Source organism: Vibrio sp. La 4.2.2, assembly GCF_027586995.1.
GTDB lineage: Bacteria > Pseudomonadota > Gammaproteobacteria > Enterobacterales > Vibrionaceae > Vibrio > Vibrio mediterranei.
Window position 1 is genome coordinate 1 of sequence record NZ_JAPPTJ010000016.1, and the last position, 15,134, is coordinate 15,134.

17 protein-coding genes are annotated in these 15,134 nt (G+C 45.9%); 8 read left to right on the plus strand and 9 right to left on the minus strand.

Annotated features, from left to right (window positions below; all coding sequences use genetic code 11):
* The first annotated feature begins 292 nt into the window (after positions 1-292).
* Entirely contained in the window at positions 293-841 is a 549-nt protein-coding gene (locus tag OH456_RS23870; protein ID WP_006072990.1) for a gamma carbonic anhydrase family protein, read from the plus strand.
* Here OH456_RS23870 and OH456_RS23875 read toward each other — a convergent pair.
* The 4 genes from OH456_RS23875 to OH456_RS23890 form a co-directional block, all read right to left on the minus strand.
* A complete protein-coding gene (locus OH456_RS23875; RefSeq protein ID WP_038224116.1) occupies positions 838-1,101 on the minus strand; it encodes a DUF1488 domain-containing protein in 264 nt (87 codons plus the stop codon). The two genes, OH456_RS23870 and OH456_RS23875, sit on opposite strands and share 4 nt — an antisense overlap.
* Before the next feature lie 3 nt (positions 1,102-1,104).
* On the minus strand, positions 1,105-1,932 hold the full coding sequence (gene aroE, locus OH456_RS23880) for a shikimate dehydrogenase (RefSeq protein ID WP_038222701.1): 828 nt from the start codon (positions 1,930-1,932) through the stop codon (positions 1,105-1,107).
* 79 nt (positions 1,933-2,011) lie between these two features.
* Complete coding sequence (gene hemF, locus OH456_RS23885) at positions 2,012-2,917, minus strand: oxygen-dependent coproporphyrinogen oxidase (RefSeq protein WP_270034356.1); 906 nt, start codon at positions 2,915-2,917, stop codon at positions 2,012-2,014.
* A 10-nt stretch (positions 2,918-2,927) separates the two neighbouring features.
* Positions 2,928-3,485, minus strand: coding sequence for an L-threonylcarbamoyladenylate synthase (locus OH456_RS23890; protein ID WP_171390088.1), 558 nt, complete (start codon positions 3,483-3,485; stop codon positions 2,928-2,930).
* A gap of 183 nt (positions 3,486-3,668) precedes the next feature.
* Between OH456_RS23890 and purE the strand changes: the two genes are divergently transcribed.
* Both purE and OH456_RS23900 read left to right on the plus strand, forming a co-directional pair.
* Entirely contained in the window at positions 3,669-4,154 is a 486-nt protein-coding gene (gene purE / locus OH456_RS23895) for a 5-(carboxyamino)imidazole ribonucleotide mutase (protein ID WP_006072996.1), read from the plus strand.
* A 2-nt stretch (positions 4,155-4,156) separates the two neighbouring features.
* Entirely contained in the window at positions 4,157-5,287 is a 1,131-nt protein-coding gene (locus tag OH456_RS23900; RefSeq protein ID WP_171390087.1) for a 5-(carboxyamino)imidazole ribonucleotide synthase, read from the plus strand.
* Between the two features lie 50 nt (positions 5,288-5,337).
* Here the strand turns inward: OH456_RS23900 and OH456_RS23905 are convergent, their stop codons facing one another.
* From OH456_RS23905 to OH456_RS23920, 4 genes are read right to left on the minus strand one after another with little or no spacing between them, the layout of a single operon-like run.
* Positions 5,338-5,910, minus strand: a complete 573-nt coding sequence (locus OH456_RS23905; RefSeq protein WP_062463693.1) for a DNA topoisomerase family protein — start codon at positions 5,908-5,910, stop codon at positions 5,338-5,340.
* A gap of 36 nt (positions 5,911-5,946) precedes the next feature.
* Positions 5,947-6,423 (minus strand): DUF494 family protein, encoded by a 477-nt coding sequence (locus tag OH456_RS23910; protein ID WP_006072999.1) that lies wholly within the window; start codon positions 6,421-6,423, stop codon positions 5,947-5,949.
* Positions 6,424-6,425: 2 nt separating this feature from the next.
* Positions 6,426-7,526 (minus strand): DNA-processing protein DprA, encoded by a 1,101-nt coding sequence (dprA, locus tag OH456_RS23915; RefSeq protein WP_270034357.1) that lies wholly within the window; start codon positions 7,524-7,526, stop codon positions 6,426-6,428.
* Entirely contained in the window at positions 7,519-8,607 is a 1,089-nt protein-coding gene (locus OH456_RS23920; protein ID WP_270034358.1) for a LysM peptidoglycan-binding domain-containing protein, read from the minus strand. Before OH456_RS23920 ends, dprA begins: the two co-directional genes overlap by 8 nt.
* A 115-nt stretch (positions 8,608-8,722) precedes the next feature.
* Between OH456_RS23920 and def the strand changes: the two genes are divergently transcribed.
* The 5 genes from def (at position 8,723) to OH456_RS23945 (ending at position 14,464) form a co-directional block, all read left to right on the plus strand.
* Positions 8,723-9,232: a peptide deformylase gene (gene def, locus OH456_RS23925; protein ID WP_006073002.1), complete on the plus strand. Its 510-nt coding sequence runs from the start codon at positions 8,723-8,725 to the stop codon at positions 9,230-9,232.
* A 17-nt stretch (positions 9,233-9,249) separates the two neighbouring features.
* Positions 9,250-10,197 (plus strand): methionyl-tRNA formyltransferase, encoded by a 948-nt coding sequence (gene fmt / locus OH456_RS23930; RefSeq protein ID WP_270034359.1) that lies wholly within the window; start codon positions 9,250-9,252, stop codon positions 10,195-10,197.
* A gap of 90 nt (positions 10,198-10,287) precedes the next feature.
* Positions 10,288-11,565, plus strand: coding sequence for a 16S rRNA (cytosine(967)-C(5))-methyltransferase RsmB (gene rsmB / locus OH456_RS23935; RefSeq protein WP_062463686.1), 1,278 nt, complete (start codon positions 10,288-10,290; stop codon positions 11,563-11,565).
* 67 nt (positions 11,566-11,632) lie between these two features.
* On the plus strand, positions 11,633-13,009 hold the full coding sequence (gene trkA / locus OH456_RS23940; protein ID WP_006073005.1) for a Trk system potassium transporter TrkA: 1,377 nt from the start codon (positions 11,633-11,635) through the stop codon (positions 13,007-13,009).
* A gap of 9 nt (positions 13,010-13,018) precedes the next feature.
* Complete coding sequence (locus OH456_RS23945) at positions 13,019-14,464, plus strand: TrkH family potassium uptake protein (RefSeq protein ID WP_270034360.1); 1,446 nt, start codon at positions 13,019-13,021, stop codon at positions 14,462-14,464.
* Here OH456_RS23945 and trhA read toward each other — a convergent pair.
* Positions 14,461-15,114: a PAQR family membrane homeostasis protein TrhA gene (gene trhA / locus OH456_RS23950; RefSeq protein WP_124940459.1), complete on the minus strand. Its 654-nt coding sequence runs from the start codon at positions 15,112-15,114 to the stop codon at positions 14,461-14,463. The genes OH456_RS23945 and trhA overlap by 4 nt on opposite strands.
* Positions 15,115-15,134: the final 20 nt, after the last annotated feature.

Sequence of the window (15,134 nt, forward strand, 5' to 3'; positions counted from 1 at the left end):
TTCGCTCAAAACGGACGGCCATTTTAGCGAGATAAGTTGTCGTGTCAACCACTTTTTTCAACTTATTTTGCTAAGCTTCTTAGAACCTTGAGGCCTTCTGACTGGGTGCGAACTTTCGTCTGCGTTCCCGTGTCAGCGAGGGGGCATTATAGAGATCGAAATCTTCTTGGCAATACCCAAAATGCATTTTTTTCTGTTTTTTTGTTTGGATGATTATTTTTTGCTCTTTAGCCCTATAAATAGCCTTAAATTAGCGCCAAACTAACTAACAAATATCGACTTAGGGAACACTATGACTTCAATACGCAGCTATAAAGGCATCTCTCCTCAACTTGATGACTCGGTCTATATAGATAAGACGAGCGTGATTGTTGGAGATGTACGTTTAGGAAAAGACGCCAGTATCTGGCCTTTAGTTTCTGCTAGGGGTGATGTGAATCATATCGTTATTGGCGAGCGCACCAATATCCAAGATAACAGTGTTCTTCATGTTACTCACAAGAACAGCGATAACCCAGAGGGTTATCCGTTACTTATAGGTAATGATGTAACCATTGGTCATAAAGTAATGCTTCATGGCTGTATTATTGAAGATCGAGTTTTGGTCGGTATGGGGTCCATTATTCTCGATGGTGCAATCGTTGAGTCTGAGGTAATGATTGGTGCCGGAAGTTTGGTACCACCAAATAAGAGACTCGAAAGTGGTTATCTATATGTAGGGAGCCCGGTAAAACAAGCACGACCTCTTACGGATAAGGAACGTGCTTTTTTACAGAAATCAGCTGATAACTATGTTCAGAATAAGAACGACTATATGCACAAGGTGCATTCCATTCGTTAACGAATGACTATCTTACCTTGCTCATCAAAGCTCTCATCTTCTATGAGAGCTTCTGCTATTTCTTCTATATCAAAGCGAACAGAGTCAAACATTGGTATAGCCTCTTGTTTAGAGACCTCTTTCTGGTAGGCGAGTTGAGCTAGCTTTTCTAAACTCACCAAACAAACAATAAGCATACCCGACTGGTGTGCATGAAACTCAACCATTCCAGTTGCTTCATCCCACGTCACTTGGTCGGAGAATAGAATAGATTGATTCATTACTTAAGCCTCGAGGTTCTTTCTTAGCTCTCTAAGAATTTGTTTCGTCCCTGGTCTTAGTCCACGCCATAACAAAAAGCTTTCTGCAGCTTGTCCCACCAGCATACCTAATCCATCATAAACACATCGAGCACCGGACGTTTTTGCCCACTGGTTAAATGTCGTCAGTCCCTGACCATAAGCCATATCATAGCTGACAGTATTGGCACCGAAGATCGCATCACTAATATCTGGTACTTGTTTATATAAACTAGCAGATGTCGAATTGATTACCACATCATAGGCACAGCCAACACTGTTTATTTCCGCTGCTTGTATAGTTCCAAAAGGCGAAAACAATTCGGCCAGTTGTTGAGCTTTTTCATAGGTACGATTAGTAATAGTTATGGAGCTTGGCTGTTGATCAAGTAACGGCTTAAGTACACCTCGAGCTGCGCCGCCAGCCCCTATAACTAAAATTGAAGCGCCCGCTAATTGCACTTGATGCTGCAACAAGTCTTGAACCAACCCTTCTCCGTCAGTGTTATCACCAATGATTTCACCATCATCCAGTTTCTTGAGTGTGTTGACCGCTCCGGCTAGTTCAGCACGCTCGGTTAATCGACTAGCGAACTGGAAGGCATCTTCTTTAAATGGCGCAGTAATATTGCAGCCTCGACCACCATCAGCAAAAAACTGACTAGCAGCTTGAGTGAACTCTCCCTCCTCTGGCTGCAAGCGCCCATATTCAATATGTTGAGAAGTTTGACGTGCGAAGAGTGTATGTATGTAAGGAGATTTGCTTTGTGAAATGGGGTTTCCAAAAACGACGTACTGATCGGGCTTGCTCATGTCCTTGCCTGCTGCGTGCCAAAGTGAATAGTTCGACACTATCACTTCGACACTCATTCGCCAAGCTATGCCTGTCGCTTTACCAGTCTCGCGGCTGAAGGTAGTGCGCGTAAAGCTCGTTTTCTGGTGAGCCTTCTTCTGGTTGATAACTATATTCCCAGCGAGCTAGTGGTGGCATCGACATTAAAATAGACTCCGTGCGACCACCACTTTGCAAACCAAACAATGTACCTCGGTCATAGACCAAGTTAAATTCGACATAGCGACCACGTCGATAAAGTTGGAACTGACGCTCTCTCTCTCCGAATTCTGTATGCTTTCGTTTCTGTACTATCGGTAAATACGCATCGGTATAACTAGAACCAACGGCTTTCATATAGGCAAAGCTGCGCTCGAAACCCCATTGGTTGAGGTCGTCAAAAAACAAACCACCCACACCACGAGTTTCGTTACGATGAGGAAGGAAGAAGTACTCGTCACACCATTTCTTATGTTCGTTATAGACCTGCTCTCCAAATGGCGCACAAATATCCTTGGCCACTTGGTGCCAGTGTTGGCAATCTTCTTCAAATGGATAAAACGGCGTAAGGTCAAAGCCACCACCAAACCACCAAATAGGTGCCTCACCCTCTTTTTCAGCAATAAAGAAACGTACGTTGGCATGGGATGTTGGAATGTAAGGGTTTTTAGGATGAATAACTAAAGACACGCCCATTGCTTCAAATTTTCGACCCGCTAATTCAGGTCGGTGAGCTGTCGCGGAAGCTGGCATTTTGTCTCCAAAGACATGAGAAAAGTTAACACCACCTTGCTCGAAGACCACACCATCTTTTAATACTCGACTACGACCACCGCCACCTTGCTCGCGCAGCCATTCATCCTGCTGAAATGTTGCACCATCATCTTCATGTTCAAGCTTTTGGCAAATATCATCCTGGAGCTGTAATAAAAAAGCTTTGACCTGATGTTTATCCACTTGTTGCATCTAATTACCCTCAGCCTTGTCTCAATACTTTTAACGTTCTTGCATCTCGAATTTCACTCGGTTTATTACGACCGCCAGTTTCACCATCAAGAATTTCCGCCAATCGATCACCTAGCTGCGATTTGACTTCTTCGGTTGTCATGCAGGAAGGCATTCCTGACAAGTTGGCACTGGTCGAGGTAATCGGCTTACCATAAGAAAGGCAAAGTAGCTGCACTAACTCGTGATCGGTAACTCGAACCGCAATCGTATCGAATGCACCACTAAGCCATGATGAGACTCTGTCACTCGCTGGCATAATCCAGGTATAAGGTCCTGGCCAAGTATTTTGTACACTTTCGAGCTGCGTCGCTGTCAACTTAGTCTCGTCAACATAAGGTCGAAGCTGTTCATAGTTGGCAGCGATTAGGATCAGTCCTTTCTCTACTGGACGTTGTTTCACTGCCAGTAGTTTTTCAATGGCACTGACATCATCAGGATCACAACCGACACCAAATACTCCTTCAGTCGGATAAGCAATCACTTCACCAGATTTAAGTGCGGCAACTGTACTTTGAAAATTATCCACCGAGCCTTCCTTTTATTAAAACCTAAACAATTAATTTACATTTCAACGGCACTATGCGGAAAAGCGACATGAGAATCCAGAAAAAAACACAAAAATCACTCACGCAAACGTTTTCCTTAGAAAAAAATCCTCGTATAATGCGCGCAAATTAGTCCATTTGCACACGCCTTGAAGGAGCTTCGGATGAAAGTCGGCATTATTATGGGTTCAAAATCAGATTGGCCAACCATGAAACTAGCAGCAGAGATGCTTGATCAGTTTGGTGTAGATTATGAAACCAAGGTTGTTTCTGCGCACCGTACGCCTCAACTATTAGCAGACTATGCAACGACTGCAAAAGAGCGTGGCATCAAAGTTATTATTGCGGGAGCAGGCGGTGCGGCGCACCTTCCGGGCATGGCGGCAGCATTTACCAGTGTTCCTGTCCTCGGAGTTCCTGTACAGAGCCGAGCACTAAAAGGCATGGATTCTTTGCTGTCTATTGTGCAAATGCCAAAAGGCATTGCTGTTGGCACACTCGCTATTGGTGAAGCCGGCGCAGCAAATGCGGGAATCTTAGCAGCGCAAATCATTGGTGTTCATAATGATGCCGTGATGGAGAAAGTCGAAGCATTCCGCAGCCAACAGACCGAAACCGTTCTTGCTAACCCAGATCCGTCTGAGGACTAATAATGAAACACGTATTGGTACTTGGTGCAGGTCAGTTAGCACGAATGATGTCGCTGGCTGGCGCGCCTCTCAATATCAAGATCTCTGCCTTTGATGTGCGCAGCGAAAACATTGTGCACCCCTTAACTCTGGAAGTGCTTGGGCAAGGTCTACAGCAAGCCATATCGCAAGCTGACGTTATTACTGCAGAATTTGAACATATTCCCCTCGATGTCCTAGCTACCTGTGAAGCAAGTGGGAAGTTTTTGCCATCAACAGAAGCGATTAAAGCCGGTGGTGATAGACGAATTGAAAAAGCGCTGCTTGATAATGCTGGGGTTAAGAACGCGACCTATGCGGTTATTACCGAACGTAGCGATCTTGATACCGCTATCGCCACCGTAGGTTTGCCTATGGTACTTAAGAGTGCGTTAGGCGGCTATGACGGCAAAGGACAATGGCGACTCAAAACATTAGAAAATATAGAGCAAATCTGGACTGAAATGGCTCAGTGTATTGCGGATTCAGATAATCAAGCCATCGTGGCTGAAGAGTTTGTGCCGTTCCAACGTGAAGTATCGCTTGTGGGTGCTCGCAACCAACACGGTGATATTGCGATTTATCCACTGGCAGAAAATGTACACACTGACGGAGTACTTACTCTGTCTACTGCTATCGATGAGCCTGAGCTACAAGCACAAGCTGCGCAAATGTTTACCGCTGTCGCCGAGTCTCTCGAATATGTCGGAGTATTGGCACTGGAGTTTTTCGATGTAAACGGCCAACTTCTCGTCAATGAAATTGCGCCGCGCGTACACAACTCAGGACACTGGACTCAGCAAGGTGCCGATACGTGTCAGTTCGAAAACCACCTACGTGCAGTTTGCGATATGCCTCTTGGTTCCACGGAAGCCGTTAGAGCCACCTCTATGGTTAATATCCTTGGTGAAGACTCCGTTCCTGATGCTGTTTACGCTCTGGCTGGATGTCATGTTCATTGGTATGGCAAAGAAAAACGTGCTGGACGCAAAATGGGGCATATTAATGTGTCGGCAACGAGTCAACGCGAGCTAAAAGCAACACTCGTTCAGCTTGCAGACTTACTGGATGAGTCAGCCTACCCTGCTCTCAAACCCGCAGCGCTTGCGCTGTAAGTATTAGCTAGCCTAAATACAAAAAAACGGCTCCAATTAGGAGCCGTTTTTTATTCTTGTACTTTCTGGCATCGTCTCGATGCACATTCCAACACCGTTCCTGCTGCGCGTTTTTTCTCAACCAGCAACGTGTAGCCACAATGTTGACACACTCCGGGAACCGGAACATGATTCACGGCAAACTTGCACTTAGGATAACTATCGCACGCAAAAAACACTTTTCCAAAACGTGATTTACGCTCTTTTAGCACCCCTTTGCTGCACTCAGGACAGCTAACGGAATCTTTTGCTTCTTGCTCTGGCTCATCTTGTTTATTTGGCGACTGAATGAAATGGCAATCTGGGTAATTGCTGCACCCAATAAACATACCGAAGCGTCCTTGACGTAACAGCAATTCTGAACCGCAATCGGGACAAGCGACACCAAGTTCTTTGATAATATGCCCATCATTTTGATGCAGAGGTTTAATATAATCGCAGCTTGGATATTGGTCACAGCCCAGAAACGGACCGTGTTTGCCATTCTTGAGTAGCAACTTGCCTGAATGACACTGTGGACAGGGCTCATGATCCAACGCATGTTCATGAGCCGAGAAAAGTTGGTTATCGATTTTACCACTCATGGGTGTCTCTTAACTTATCGCCAAATTTGGCTTAGCTTAGTGGACTACACCCCTCTCTGCGGTGTAGATCAGTTCTTCCATGAGAGTGTACGCGTTTTCATTGCCAGGAACATTGAACAAAACCATCAAAATGATCCATTTTAGGTCATCCAATTCAAAATCATTGGTTTCCAGTCCCATAACACGATCAATAACCATTTCACGAGTTTCAGCTGTCAACACACCAATCTGCTCCAAGAACAACAGCAAGCCACGGCTTTTCACATCCATACGTGACATTTCTTGCGCCGTATAAATACGTGTCGATGTCGCTGCGCTGGTAGCAATAGCAGATTGATTATCCGCATTTTGCAATTCGGCTAAATCCTCTAGCCATTCTAACGCTTTATAAATATCTTTTTGCTTAAAGCCTGCTCGTAGCAGTTCATCCTCAAGTTCGTCTTGGTCTACCTGCAGATCTGCATCACTATGCACGTAGGTTTCGAACAGGTACATCAGTATGTCCATCATCATAGCTAGCCTCTCCCCTTAAGAATATAACCACCGTTAACTGCAACAACATGCCCTAATAACTCGAGCTCTAGTAGCTGTTGCATGACCTCTTGCACAGGAATATGGGTCTTTTGCGCTAAAATATCAACTGGTGTTGCCTCTATTCCTACGTTAGCCAACAGATCGGGAAATGGCAATTCTTCTTTATCAATAACTTGGTCAAAAAGTGTCGGTTGTACTTTTTTAGACCAGTTGGTGAGAGATTCTATTTCACTAAGAAGGTCATTAGGAGACTGCACCAAACAAGCTCCCAATTTGATCAGCGAGTGACAACCACTATGAAAAGGGTGGCGAATTGAACCTGGAATGGCAAAAACATCTCGCCCTTGCTCAGCCGCGTATTTAGCAGTAATCAACGAACCACTTTTCTCTGTCGCTTCAACCACCAATACAGCTAAAGACAGTCCACTTACGATTCGGTTACGACGCGGGAAGTGCTCAGCCCTAGGTTTTACCGAAGGTAAATGTTCACTGACTAACGCACCATGCTCCGCAATGCGAGAGGCCAATGACTTATGACGTGCCGGATAGATTTGCGATAAACCAGAACCCAATACTGCAATAGTAGGACCTTGTGCATCCAGTGCTCCTTGATGAGCGTGACCGTCAATGCCCAAAGCTAAGCCACTCGTCACGCAGTAATCATGCTTTGTAAATGTACTGGCATAGCTGCGAGCAATCTCTAGCCCTTCCAAAGTAGCATTACGACTTCCCACCATGGCAATTTGAGGTGCCGCAAGTAAGGATAACTGCCCCTCAACAAATAAAACCGGCGGCGCTCCATTGGTTTCGCTCAATAGCGGCGGATACGCCTTATCGCCACTAATCACAATGTAGCGACGCTCTCCCGACGCCCAAGCGAGGGCCTGTTCAGCAAGCGCTATCGATTGATGATGGATAAACGCCACTTGATGCGGCTTCAAACCAATAGAGGCCAGTTCCTGTGGTGTATAGCTAACAATGTTGAGCGGACTATCTATTGCTCGTAACTTTTCGAACGTGACAGCACCGATGCCGGGGCACAGAGAAAGCCGCAACCAAGCTAGAGTGCGAGCGTCACTCACGATACGCCCTATCGCTGCTTGGTGGCACAATAATGGTTTGCTTGGTGATGGGCTCTGGAGACTCAGTAACCAGTGCGACACTGAAACGTTGATAACTGTGAATCACCATCAAGCGCCCTATGTCTATTAATGGAAACTGAGACATAGCTACATGAGACTCGTCACGACCACTTAAGCCATGCTGACCATCGGAATAAACAAATGTTTCACTGGGCCTTTTTAGTATGTAGCTGCTGCCTTCAACAACAGAAGCGTCTTGCCCTGCATTCAACACTACCGTATGTCCTTGAACCGCAAAATGCAGAGAATTGAGCATTCCTACGATGCGAAGATCTTCTACATTAGGTCCTACTTTTGGCTCAATAAGCGTTGATGATTCATCCCGATCTAGCTCGGAGATAGGAATAGCAATGTCTCCTCGCTTGAGCTCATGATTAAAATCCGTCAACTGCAAAACAGCAATATCATTTACCTGTTTCATCAAACGGGCTGTCGCCAGTCGTTTAATTTCTCTCATAGTAAAGTGCTCATCATCGTTGCGATAAAGCTTCCCCACTCGATAAATGACCCAGTTTTTCTCATGGCCTTGATAATCAATGTAAACCTCATCTTGATTGGAAATGTAATCCAAGCCACGACTAGAGCCTACTATCTTAGGATAAGTGGCTAACTCACTCGCAAGTATCAATCTCTCTTGTTCTCTATAACGAGCAATGGCACGAGGATTTAACCAACTTGACGGCTGTTTTAGCGTAACGTCCGTCACTGGAGAAAGGCGCCTTAGCGCTTTCCTTATCAATTGCGGTTGCCCTGCTACCCAGACTAATAACAGCGTATCTCCCGGGTAAATTTTATGAGGATTAGCTATATGAGAGTTGTGTAGCCAAAGCTCTGGCCAGCGCCAAGGAGAGGATAAGTATCGCCCTGAAACTGCCCATAAAGTATCGCCAGACTTAACAACATAATGTCGAGGCGCATCTGGTTTGAGGAAGTCGCTTACGCTAGCGTGAGATTGAAACGCCCATAAGGTGATAGAAAAAAGAGATGAAAGAGTCAATAACAGACATATTCCCTGCTTCATACACCGCAATCCTTCGCTTTGTTTCAAGGGATGCTGTCATTTAGGTGCGAAAATGTCTAGAATTGAACCAACGAAGTCCATGCCTATTCGGCACAGTTCAACATTTTGAGTGTATATGTCTGTATTACAAGTATTAACTTTCCCGGATGATCGCCTAAGAACGGTAGCTAAGCCCGTTGAAGCCGTAACGCCGGAAATCCAAAAAGTCGTCGATGACATGATTGAAACCATGTACGACGAAGAAGGAATTGGCCTTGCAGCAACGCAAGTTGACTTTCATCAGCGAATTGTTGTGATTGATATTTCAGATACTCGCGACCAACCGATGGTACTTATCAACCCAGAAATTACCGAAAAGCGCGGTGAAGATGGTATTGAAGAAGGCTGCCTTTCGGTCCCTGGTGCTCGCGCACTAGTGCCACGCGCCGCTGAAGTGAGTGTCAAAGCGCTGAACCGCGATGGTGAAGAGTTTACGTTTGATGCAGATGACCTATTGGCTATCTGTGTACAGCATGAGCTTGACCACTTAGAGGGTAAACTGTTTGTTGATTACCTTTCTCCTCTAAAGCGTAAACGCATCAAAGACAAACTCGAGAAAATTAAGCGCTTCAACGCTAAACAATAATATTAAGTGAGGTTTCCGTGAGCCAATCATTACGTATTGTGTTTGCCGGTACTCCAGACTTCGCCGCCCGTCACTTGGCGGCGTTATTGTCTTCGGAGCACGAGGTTATCGCTGTTTACACCCAGCCTGACAGACCAGCAGGCCGAGGCAAAAAGCTAACGGCAAGTCCGGTCAAAAATATTGCCCTTGAGCATGATATTCCGGTTTATCAACCCATCAATTTCAAGTCTGACGAAGCTAAGCAAGAGCTCAAAGACCTCAATGCCGATATCATGGTGGTTGTCGCTTATGGCCTGTTGTTGCCACAAGCAGTTCTTGATACACCAAAGCTAGGTTGTATCAATGTTCATGGTTCAATCCTGCCTCGCTGGCGTGGTGCTGCACCTATTCAACGCTCTATTTGGGCTGGGGATGCACAAACCGGTGTGACAATTATGCAGATGGATATTGGCCTAGATACCGGTGATATGCTGAAAATTGCCACACTACCTATTGAAGCCACCGATACCAGTGCGACCATGTACGATAAGCTGGCAGAGCTTGGCCCACAAGCCTTAGTCGAATGTCTTGCTGATATTGCCTCAGGCAATGCTGCGCCAGAAAAGCAAAATGACGATGAAGCAAACTACGCCAGCAAGCTAAGCAAAGATGAAGCGAAGATCGATTGGAATCAGCCAGCAGAATTCATTGAACGCTGCGTTCGTGCTTTCAACCCATGGCCTATGAGCTTCTTCTCTGTAGAAGAGAACAACATCAAAGTTTGGCAATCGCGGGTAGAAGACAATGCGACAGAATCAGTAGCTGGGACTATTCTTAAGGCTGATAAAACAGGAATTTACGTCGCAACCGGTCAAGGTACTTTGGTGTTAGAACAAATTCAAATACCGGGCAAAAAAGCCATGCCAGTGAGCGATGTATTGAATTCTAAAGCCAGCTGGTTTGAAGTGAGTAGCGTTCTGAGCTAAAGACGCAAATGCTCAATGATAGTTAGGGCCAGCACGTTGAGTGCGGGCCTTATTTTATTTTTAATGTCGATAAAAATTTAGGTAACCAACATGAATGTTCGCGCTGCTGCGGCCAATATCCTTTTCCAAGTGGTTGATAAAGGTCAATCTCTATCGAGCGCCCTTCCGTTAGGCCAGCAACAAGTAAAACCTAGAGATCAAGCCTTATTGCAAGAGATTTGCTTTGGTGCGCTGCGCATACTGCCTCGTTTGGAGTCCGTTGCATCCGAGCTAATGGATAAGCCATTAAAAGGCAAACAACGTGTATTTCATCACCTGATTTTGGTCGGCATCTATCAAATTGGCCACATGCGAATTCCTGCTCATGCAGCGGTGGGGGAGACCGTAGAAGCAACTAAAACGCTGAAAGGCCCGAGACTACGCGGCCTTATCAATGCAGTACTACGCAACTACCAACGCAACCAAGAGCAGTTAGATGAGATTTCCGTCAGCCACAATGCTGGAAAATACGGCCACCCTAGTTGGTTACTGAAGCTACTGCAAGAAAGCTACCCACAACAATGGGAAACGATTGTAGAGGCTAATAACACCAAAGCACCTATGTGGCTGCGCGTGAACCACCAGCACCTCAATCGTGACGATTATCAAGCACTACTCAAAAATGAAGGCATAGATTCCACCGCTCACTCTGAAGCCTTGGATGCTCTAAAATTGGCCGCCCCTTGCGATGTCAACAACCTTCCCGGTTTCGATAAAGGTTGGGTATCGGTACAAGATGCCGCAGCACAACTTTCTATCAACTACTTAGAGCCTAAAGATGGTGAGTTGATTTTGGATTGTTGCGCCGCTCCCGGAGGCAAGACTGCACATATCCTGGAGCGTACTAAAGACAGCCAAGTGGTAGCTATTGATTGTGATGAAACCAGATTGAAGCGTGTTCATGACAACCTTAAGCGCCTACAGCTACAGGCTAAAGTAGTATGTGGCGATGCAAGAACACCAAGTGAGTGGTGGCAAGGTGAACAATTTGACCGCATTCTATTAGATGCACCATGTTCTGCAACCGGGGTGATTCGTAGACACCCTGATATCAAATGGTTGCGCCGCGCCGATGACATTGAAGCACTCGCAGAGCTACAACGTGAGATCTTCGACGCTATGTGGCAGCAATTAAAAGTAGGTGGAACACTGGTGTACGCCACTTGTTCAATCACACCACAAGAAAACAAAGAGCAGGTAAAAGCATTCCTTGCTCGCACAGATAACGCACAGCTTATTGATTCAGACATCGATAACCCAGGACGTCAGATTCTTCCTGGAGAAGAAGATATGGATGGTTTCTATTACGCTGTGCTAAAAAAGGCGTAGAATGCTAACTTATTGATAGCTATGCTAGTGACTCGTTAAGTCGAATTTATCAAAAGAGCGCAATGTTATGAAAATCATCATTCTTGGAGCAGGTCAAGTTGGTGGCACACTCGCAGAGAACCTTGTGGGTGAAAACAACGATATCACCATCGTCGATCGCAACGGTGACCGTCTAAGGGAGCTGCAAGATAAATACGATTTGCGAGTCGTCAATGGCTACGCTAGCCATCCCGATGTATTGCGCGAAGCTGGCGCACAAGATGCAGACATGCTAGTGGCGGTGACCAATATGGACGAAACCAACATGGCTGCATGCCAAGTTGCGTTCTCTTTATTCAATACGCCAAACCGTGTCGCTCGAATTCGTTCTCGTGAATACCTGATTGAAAAAGAAAGTCTGTTCAACTCAGGTGCCATCCCTGTTGACCACCTGATCGCTCCAGAAGAGTTGGTGACCAGTTATATCGAACGATTGATCCAATACCCCGGGGCATTGCAAGTCGTCAGCTTTGCGGATGAACGCGTAAGTTTAGTCGCGGTCAAAGCCTATTATGGTGGTCCGCTCGTAGGGAATGCACTGTCGACTTTGCGTGAGCATATGCCTCACATTGATACTCGAGTAGCGGCTATTTTCCGTCAAGGGCGTCCGATTCGACCACAAGGCACCACTATTATCGAAGCGGATGACGAAGTCTTCTTCGTAGCAGCAAGTAATCACATTCGTTCTGTAATGAGTGAATTACAACGACTCGAAAAGCCATACCGCCGCATCATGATTGTTGGTGGTGGTAATATCGGTGCTAGTCTTGCTAAGCGTCTAGAGCAAACTTACAGCGTGAAGCTTATCGAGCGCAGTTATAAGCGTGCCGAAAAGCTGTCGGAAGAGTTAGAGAACACCATCGTCTTTTGTGGTGATGCTGCGGATCAAGAGCTGTTAACCGAAGAGAACATCGACCAAGTAGACGTATTTATTGCGCTCACCAATGAAGATGAAACCAACATCATGTCAGCGATGTTGGCGAAGAAAATGGGCGCAAAAAAAGTCATGGTACTGATTCAGCGTGGGGCTTATGTTGACCTTGTGCAGGGTGGTACCATAGACGTGGCGATTTCACCTCAGCAAGCGACTATTTCCGCTCTACTTACCCACGTTCGTCGTGCCGATATTGTAAACGTCTCATCACTGCGCCGCGGAGCCGCAGAGGCGATCGAAGCAGTTGCTCATGGTGACGAAACCACATCTAAAGTGGTTGGCAAAGCCATTGGTGACATAAAACTACCACCAGGTACCACAATTGGCGCTATTGTACGTGGTGAAGAAGTACTTATTGCCCATGATCGCACCGTGATTGAGCAAGATGATCACGTAGTGATGTTCCTCGTGGACAAAAAATACGTGCCTGACGTTGAGGCATTGTTCCAACCAAGTGCATTCTTCCTGTAAGGCACTCCAATGGTTAACGCCCGTCCTGTTTCCTTTGTTATAGGGTTAGTGCTCTCTAAGCTAGCCCTATTTATGTACGTCCCAACATTGGTTGCTTTCTTTACTGGTACCGATGGTTTCCTTGATTTTGGCTTAGCGGTTGTCATTACCCATTTTGCCGCCTTTGTTTGCCTCTCACTTGGACGCACAAAAAACTTCAAACTCAGTGTGCGTGATATGTTCCTAATCACTAGCTTGGTTTGGACTATTGCCAGTGCCTTTGCCGCGCTCCCTTTTGTTTTTATCAACCATATCAGCTTCACCGATGCTTACTTCGAGACCATGTCTGGCATTACGACAACAGGGTCGACGGTACTTAGCGGATTAGACAACATGGCTCCCAGTATTTTACTGTGGCGTTCTATTTTGCAATGGTTAGGTGGTATCGGATTTATTGTTATGGCGGTTGCCGTTCTGCCAATGCTTAATGTCGGAGGTATGCGTCTATTCCAGACTGAATCTTCAGATTGGTCAGATAAAAGCAGCCCGAGAGCCAAAACGGTCGCCAAAAACATTGTACTGGTTTATCTAGTATTAACTGGGCTTTGTCTACTGGGCTATATAGTGACAGGAATGGATCTGTTCGATGCAATTAATCACTCATTCACTACACTTTCAACGGGCGGCTATTCCACTTCCGATGGCTCTATGAACCATTTCTCGGAAGGCGCACACTGGGTCGGTACCATCTTTATGTTCTTAGGCGGGCTACCTTTCCTACTGTTTGTTGCTGCGTTAACAAAACGCGATCCGAGAATATTGCTTAGGGACGCTCAGGTTCGAGGCTTTGGGTATCTGTTTTTAGTATCGAGCACCGTTGTGGCGTTGTGGCTATTTTGGGAAGATGGCTATGCACTAAATGATGCATTCCGAGTATCCATGTTCAACATCGTATCTGTTGTAACAACAACGGGCTTTGGACTGGAAGACTTTACGGCTTGGGGGCCGCTACCTTCGGTTATTTTTGCGTTTATGATGATGGTAGGAGCGTGTTCAGGTTCAACCTCGGGCGGCATCAAAATATTCCGCTTTCAGATAGCTGTTACCTTGCTTAATAAGCAAATGATGAAGCTTATTCATCCGTCAGGCGTTTTTGTTCAACGCTACAATAACCGTCCAGTCAATGACGATATCGTGCGCTCAGTTGTCGCATTTGTATTGATGTTCTTCGTGACTATTATCATTATCGCCGCAGGATTGAGTGCTATGGGGTTGGACCCCGTTACCAGTATCTCCGGCTCTATCACCGCAGTCGCGAACGTAGGGCCTGGGATGGGCGATATCATTGGCCCAACAGGTAACTTTGCGCCACTTCCCGACGCCGCTAAGTGGCTGCTTAGCTTTGGTATGTTAATGGGCCGTTTGGAAATCCTGACCCTGTTAGTACTCTTCTTCCCTGCATTTTGGCGCCGCTAAACCGGCGCTACATACCAGTACACGGCAAAAAAGTGACAAGCTGCTCCTGCAAGCACAAAAAGATGCCAAATAGCATGGTTATAGGGTATCCGCTTATTGGCATAGAACACAACACCCAAGGTGTAAATCGCACCACCCAATGCCAATAGTATTAAGCCTGAAGGCTCTAAATGCTTAGCCAATTGATAGATGACTATCACCGATAACCACCCCATGACAAGATAGGTAATCAATGAAGCACGTTTAAAGCGATAAACGAAGAACAACTTCATAATGATGCCAATAACAGCCAGCGCCCAAATAACAACCATTAAGCCAATTGCTAGTGGTGTTCTCAGACTCACCAGCATAAACGGTGTATAGCTACCCGCTATTAACAAAAAAATAGCGCAATGGTCGAAAGTTTTCAGCCAGCGTTTACTGTTAGGGTTAGCAATAGAGTGATACAAGGTTGAGGCCAGAAATAGCGTGATCATGCTAGCGCCATAAAGACTCATACTAGTAATCGTGAGAACATCGGCATTCGCACCAAGCGCTTTTTGCAGCAGTAGTATCAAGCCTACAATGGACAGCAGCACTCCAATACCATGAGAGATGCTGTTCGCCCACTCTTCACGAGCGCTGTAATTGGAAGTAGTTGCTGAGGACATTAAGGCATACTCTAAAAGGA

Bases quoted from the DNA above. Each gene is read 5' to 3' on its own strand.
- trhA (WP_124940459.1), bottom strand. From the start codon at position 15,114: ATGTCCTCAGCAACTACTTCCAATTACAGCGCTCGTGAAGAGTGGGCG.
- OH456_RS23910 (WP_006072999.1), bottom strand. From the start codon at position 6,423: ATGATGATGGACATACTGATGTACCTGTTCGAAACCTACGTGCATAGT.
- rsmB (WP_062463686.1), top strand. From the start codon at position 10,288: ATGAATGTTCGCGCTGCTGCGGCCAATATCCTTTTCCAAGTGGTTGAT.
- OH456_RS23875 (WP_038224116.1), bottom strand. From the start codon at position 1,101: ATGAATCAATCTATTCTATTCTCCGACCAAGTGACGTGGGATGAAGCA.
- aroE (WP_038222701.1), bottom strand. From the start codon at position 1,932: ATGAGCAAGCCCGATCAGTACGTCGTTTTTGGAAACCCCATTTCACAA.
- def (WP_006073002.1), top strand. From the start codon at position 8,723: ATGTCTGTATTACAAGTATTAACTTTCCCGGATGATCGCCTAAGAACG.
- OH456_RS23920 (WP_270034358.1), bottom strand. From the start codon at position 8,607: ATGAAGCAGGGAATATGTCTGTTATTGACTCTTTCATCTCTTTTTTCT.
- hemF (WP_270034356.1), bottom strand. From the start codon at position 2,917: ATGCAACAAGTGGATAAACATCAGGTCAAAGCTTTTTTATTACAGCTC.
- OH456_RS23870 (WP_006072990.1), top strand. From the start codon at position 293: ATGACTTCAATACGCAGCTATAAAGGCATCTCTCCTCAACTTGATGAC.
- trkA (WP_006073005.1), top strand. From the start codon at position 11,633: ATGAAAATCATCATTCTTGGAGCAGGTCAAGTTGGTGGCACACTCGCA.
- OH456_RS23900 (WP_171390087.1), top strand. From the start codon at position 4,157: ATGAAACACGTATTGGTACTTGGTGCAGGTCAGTTAGCACGAATGATG.
- OH456_RS23905 (WP_062463693.1), bottom strand. From the start codon at position 5,910: ATGAGTGGTAAAATCGATAACCAACTTTTCTCGGCTCATGAACATGCG.
- purE (WP_006072996.1), top strand. From the start codon at position 3,669: ATGAAAGTCGGCATTATTATGGGTTCAAAATCAGATTGGCCAACCATG.
- OH456_RS23945 (WP_270034360.1), top strand. From the start codon at position 13,019: ATGGTTAACGCCCGTCCTGTTTCCTTTGTTATAGGGTTAGTGCTCTCT.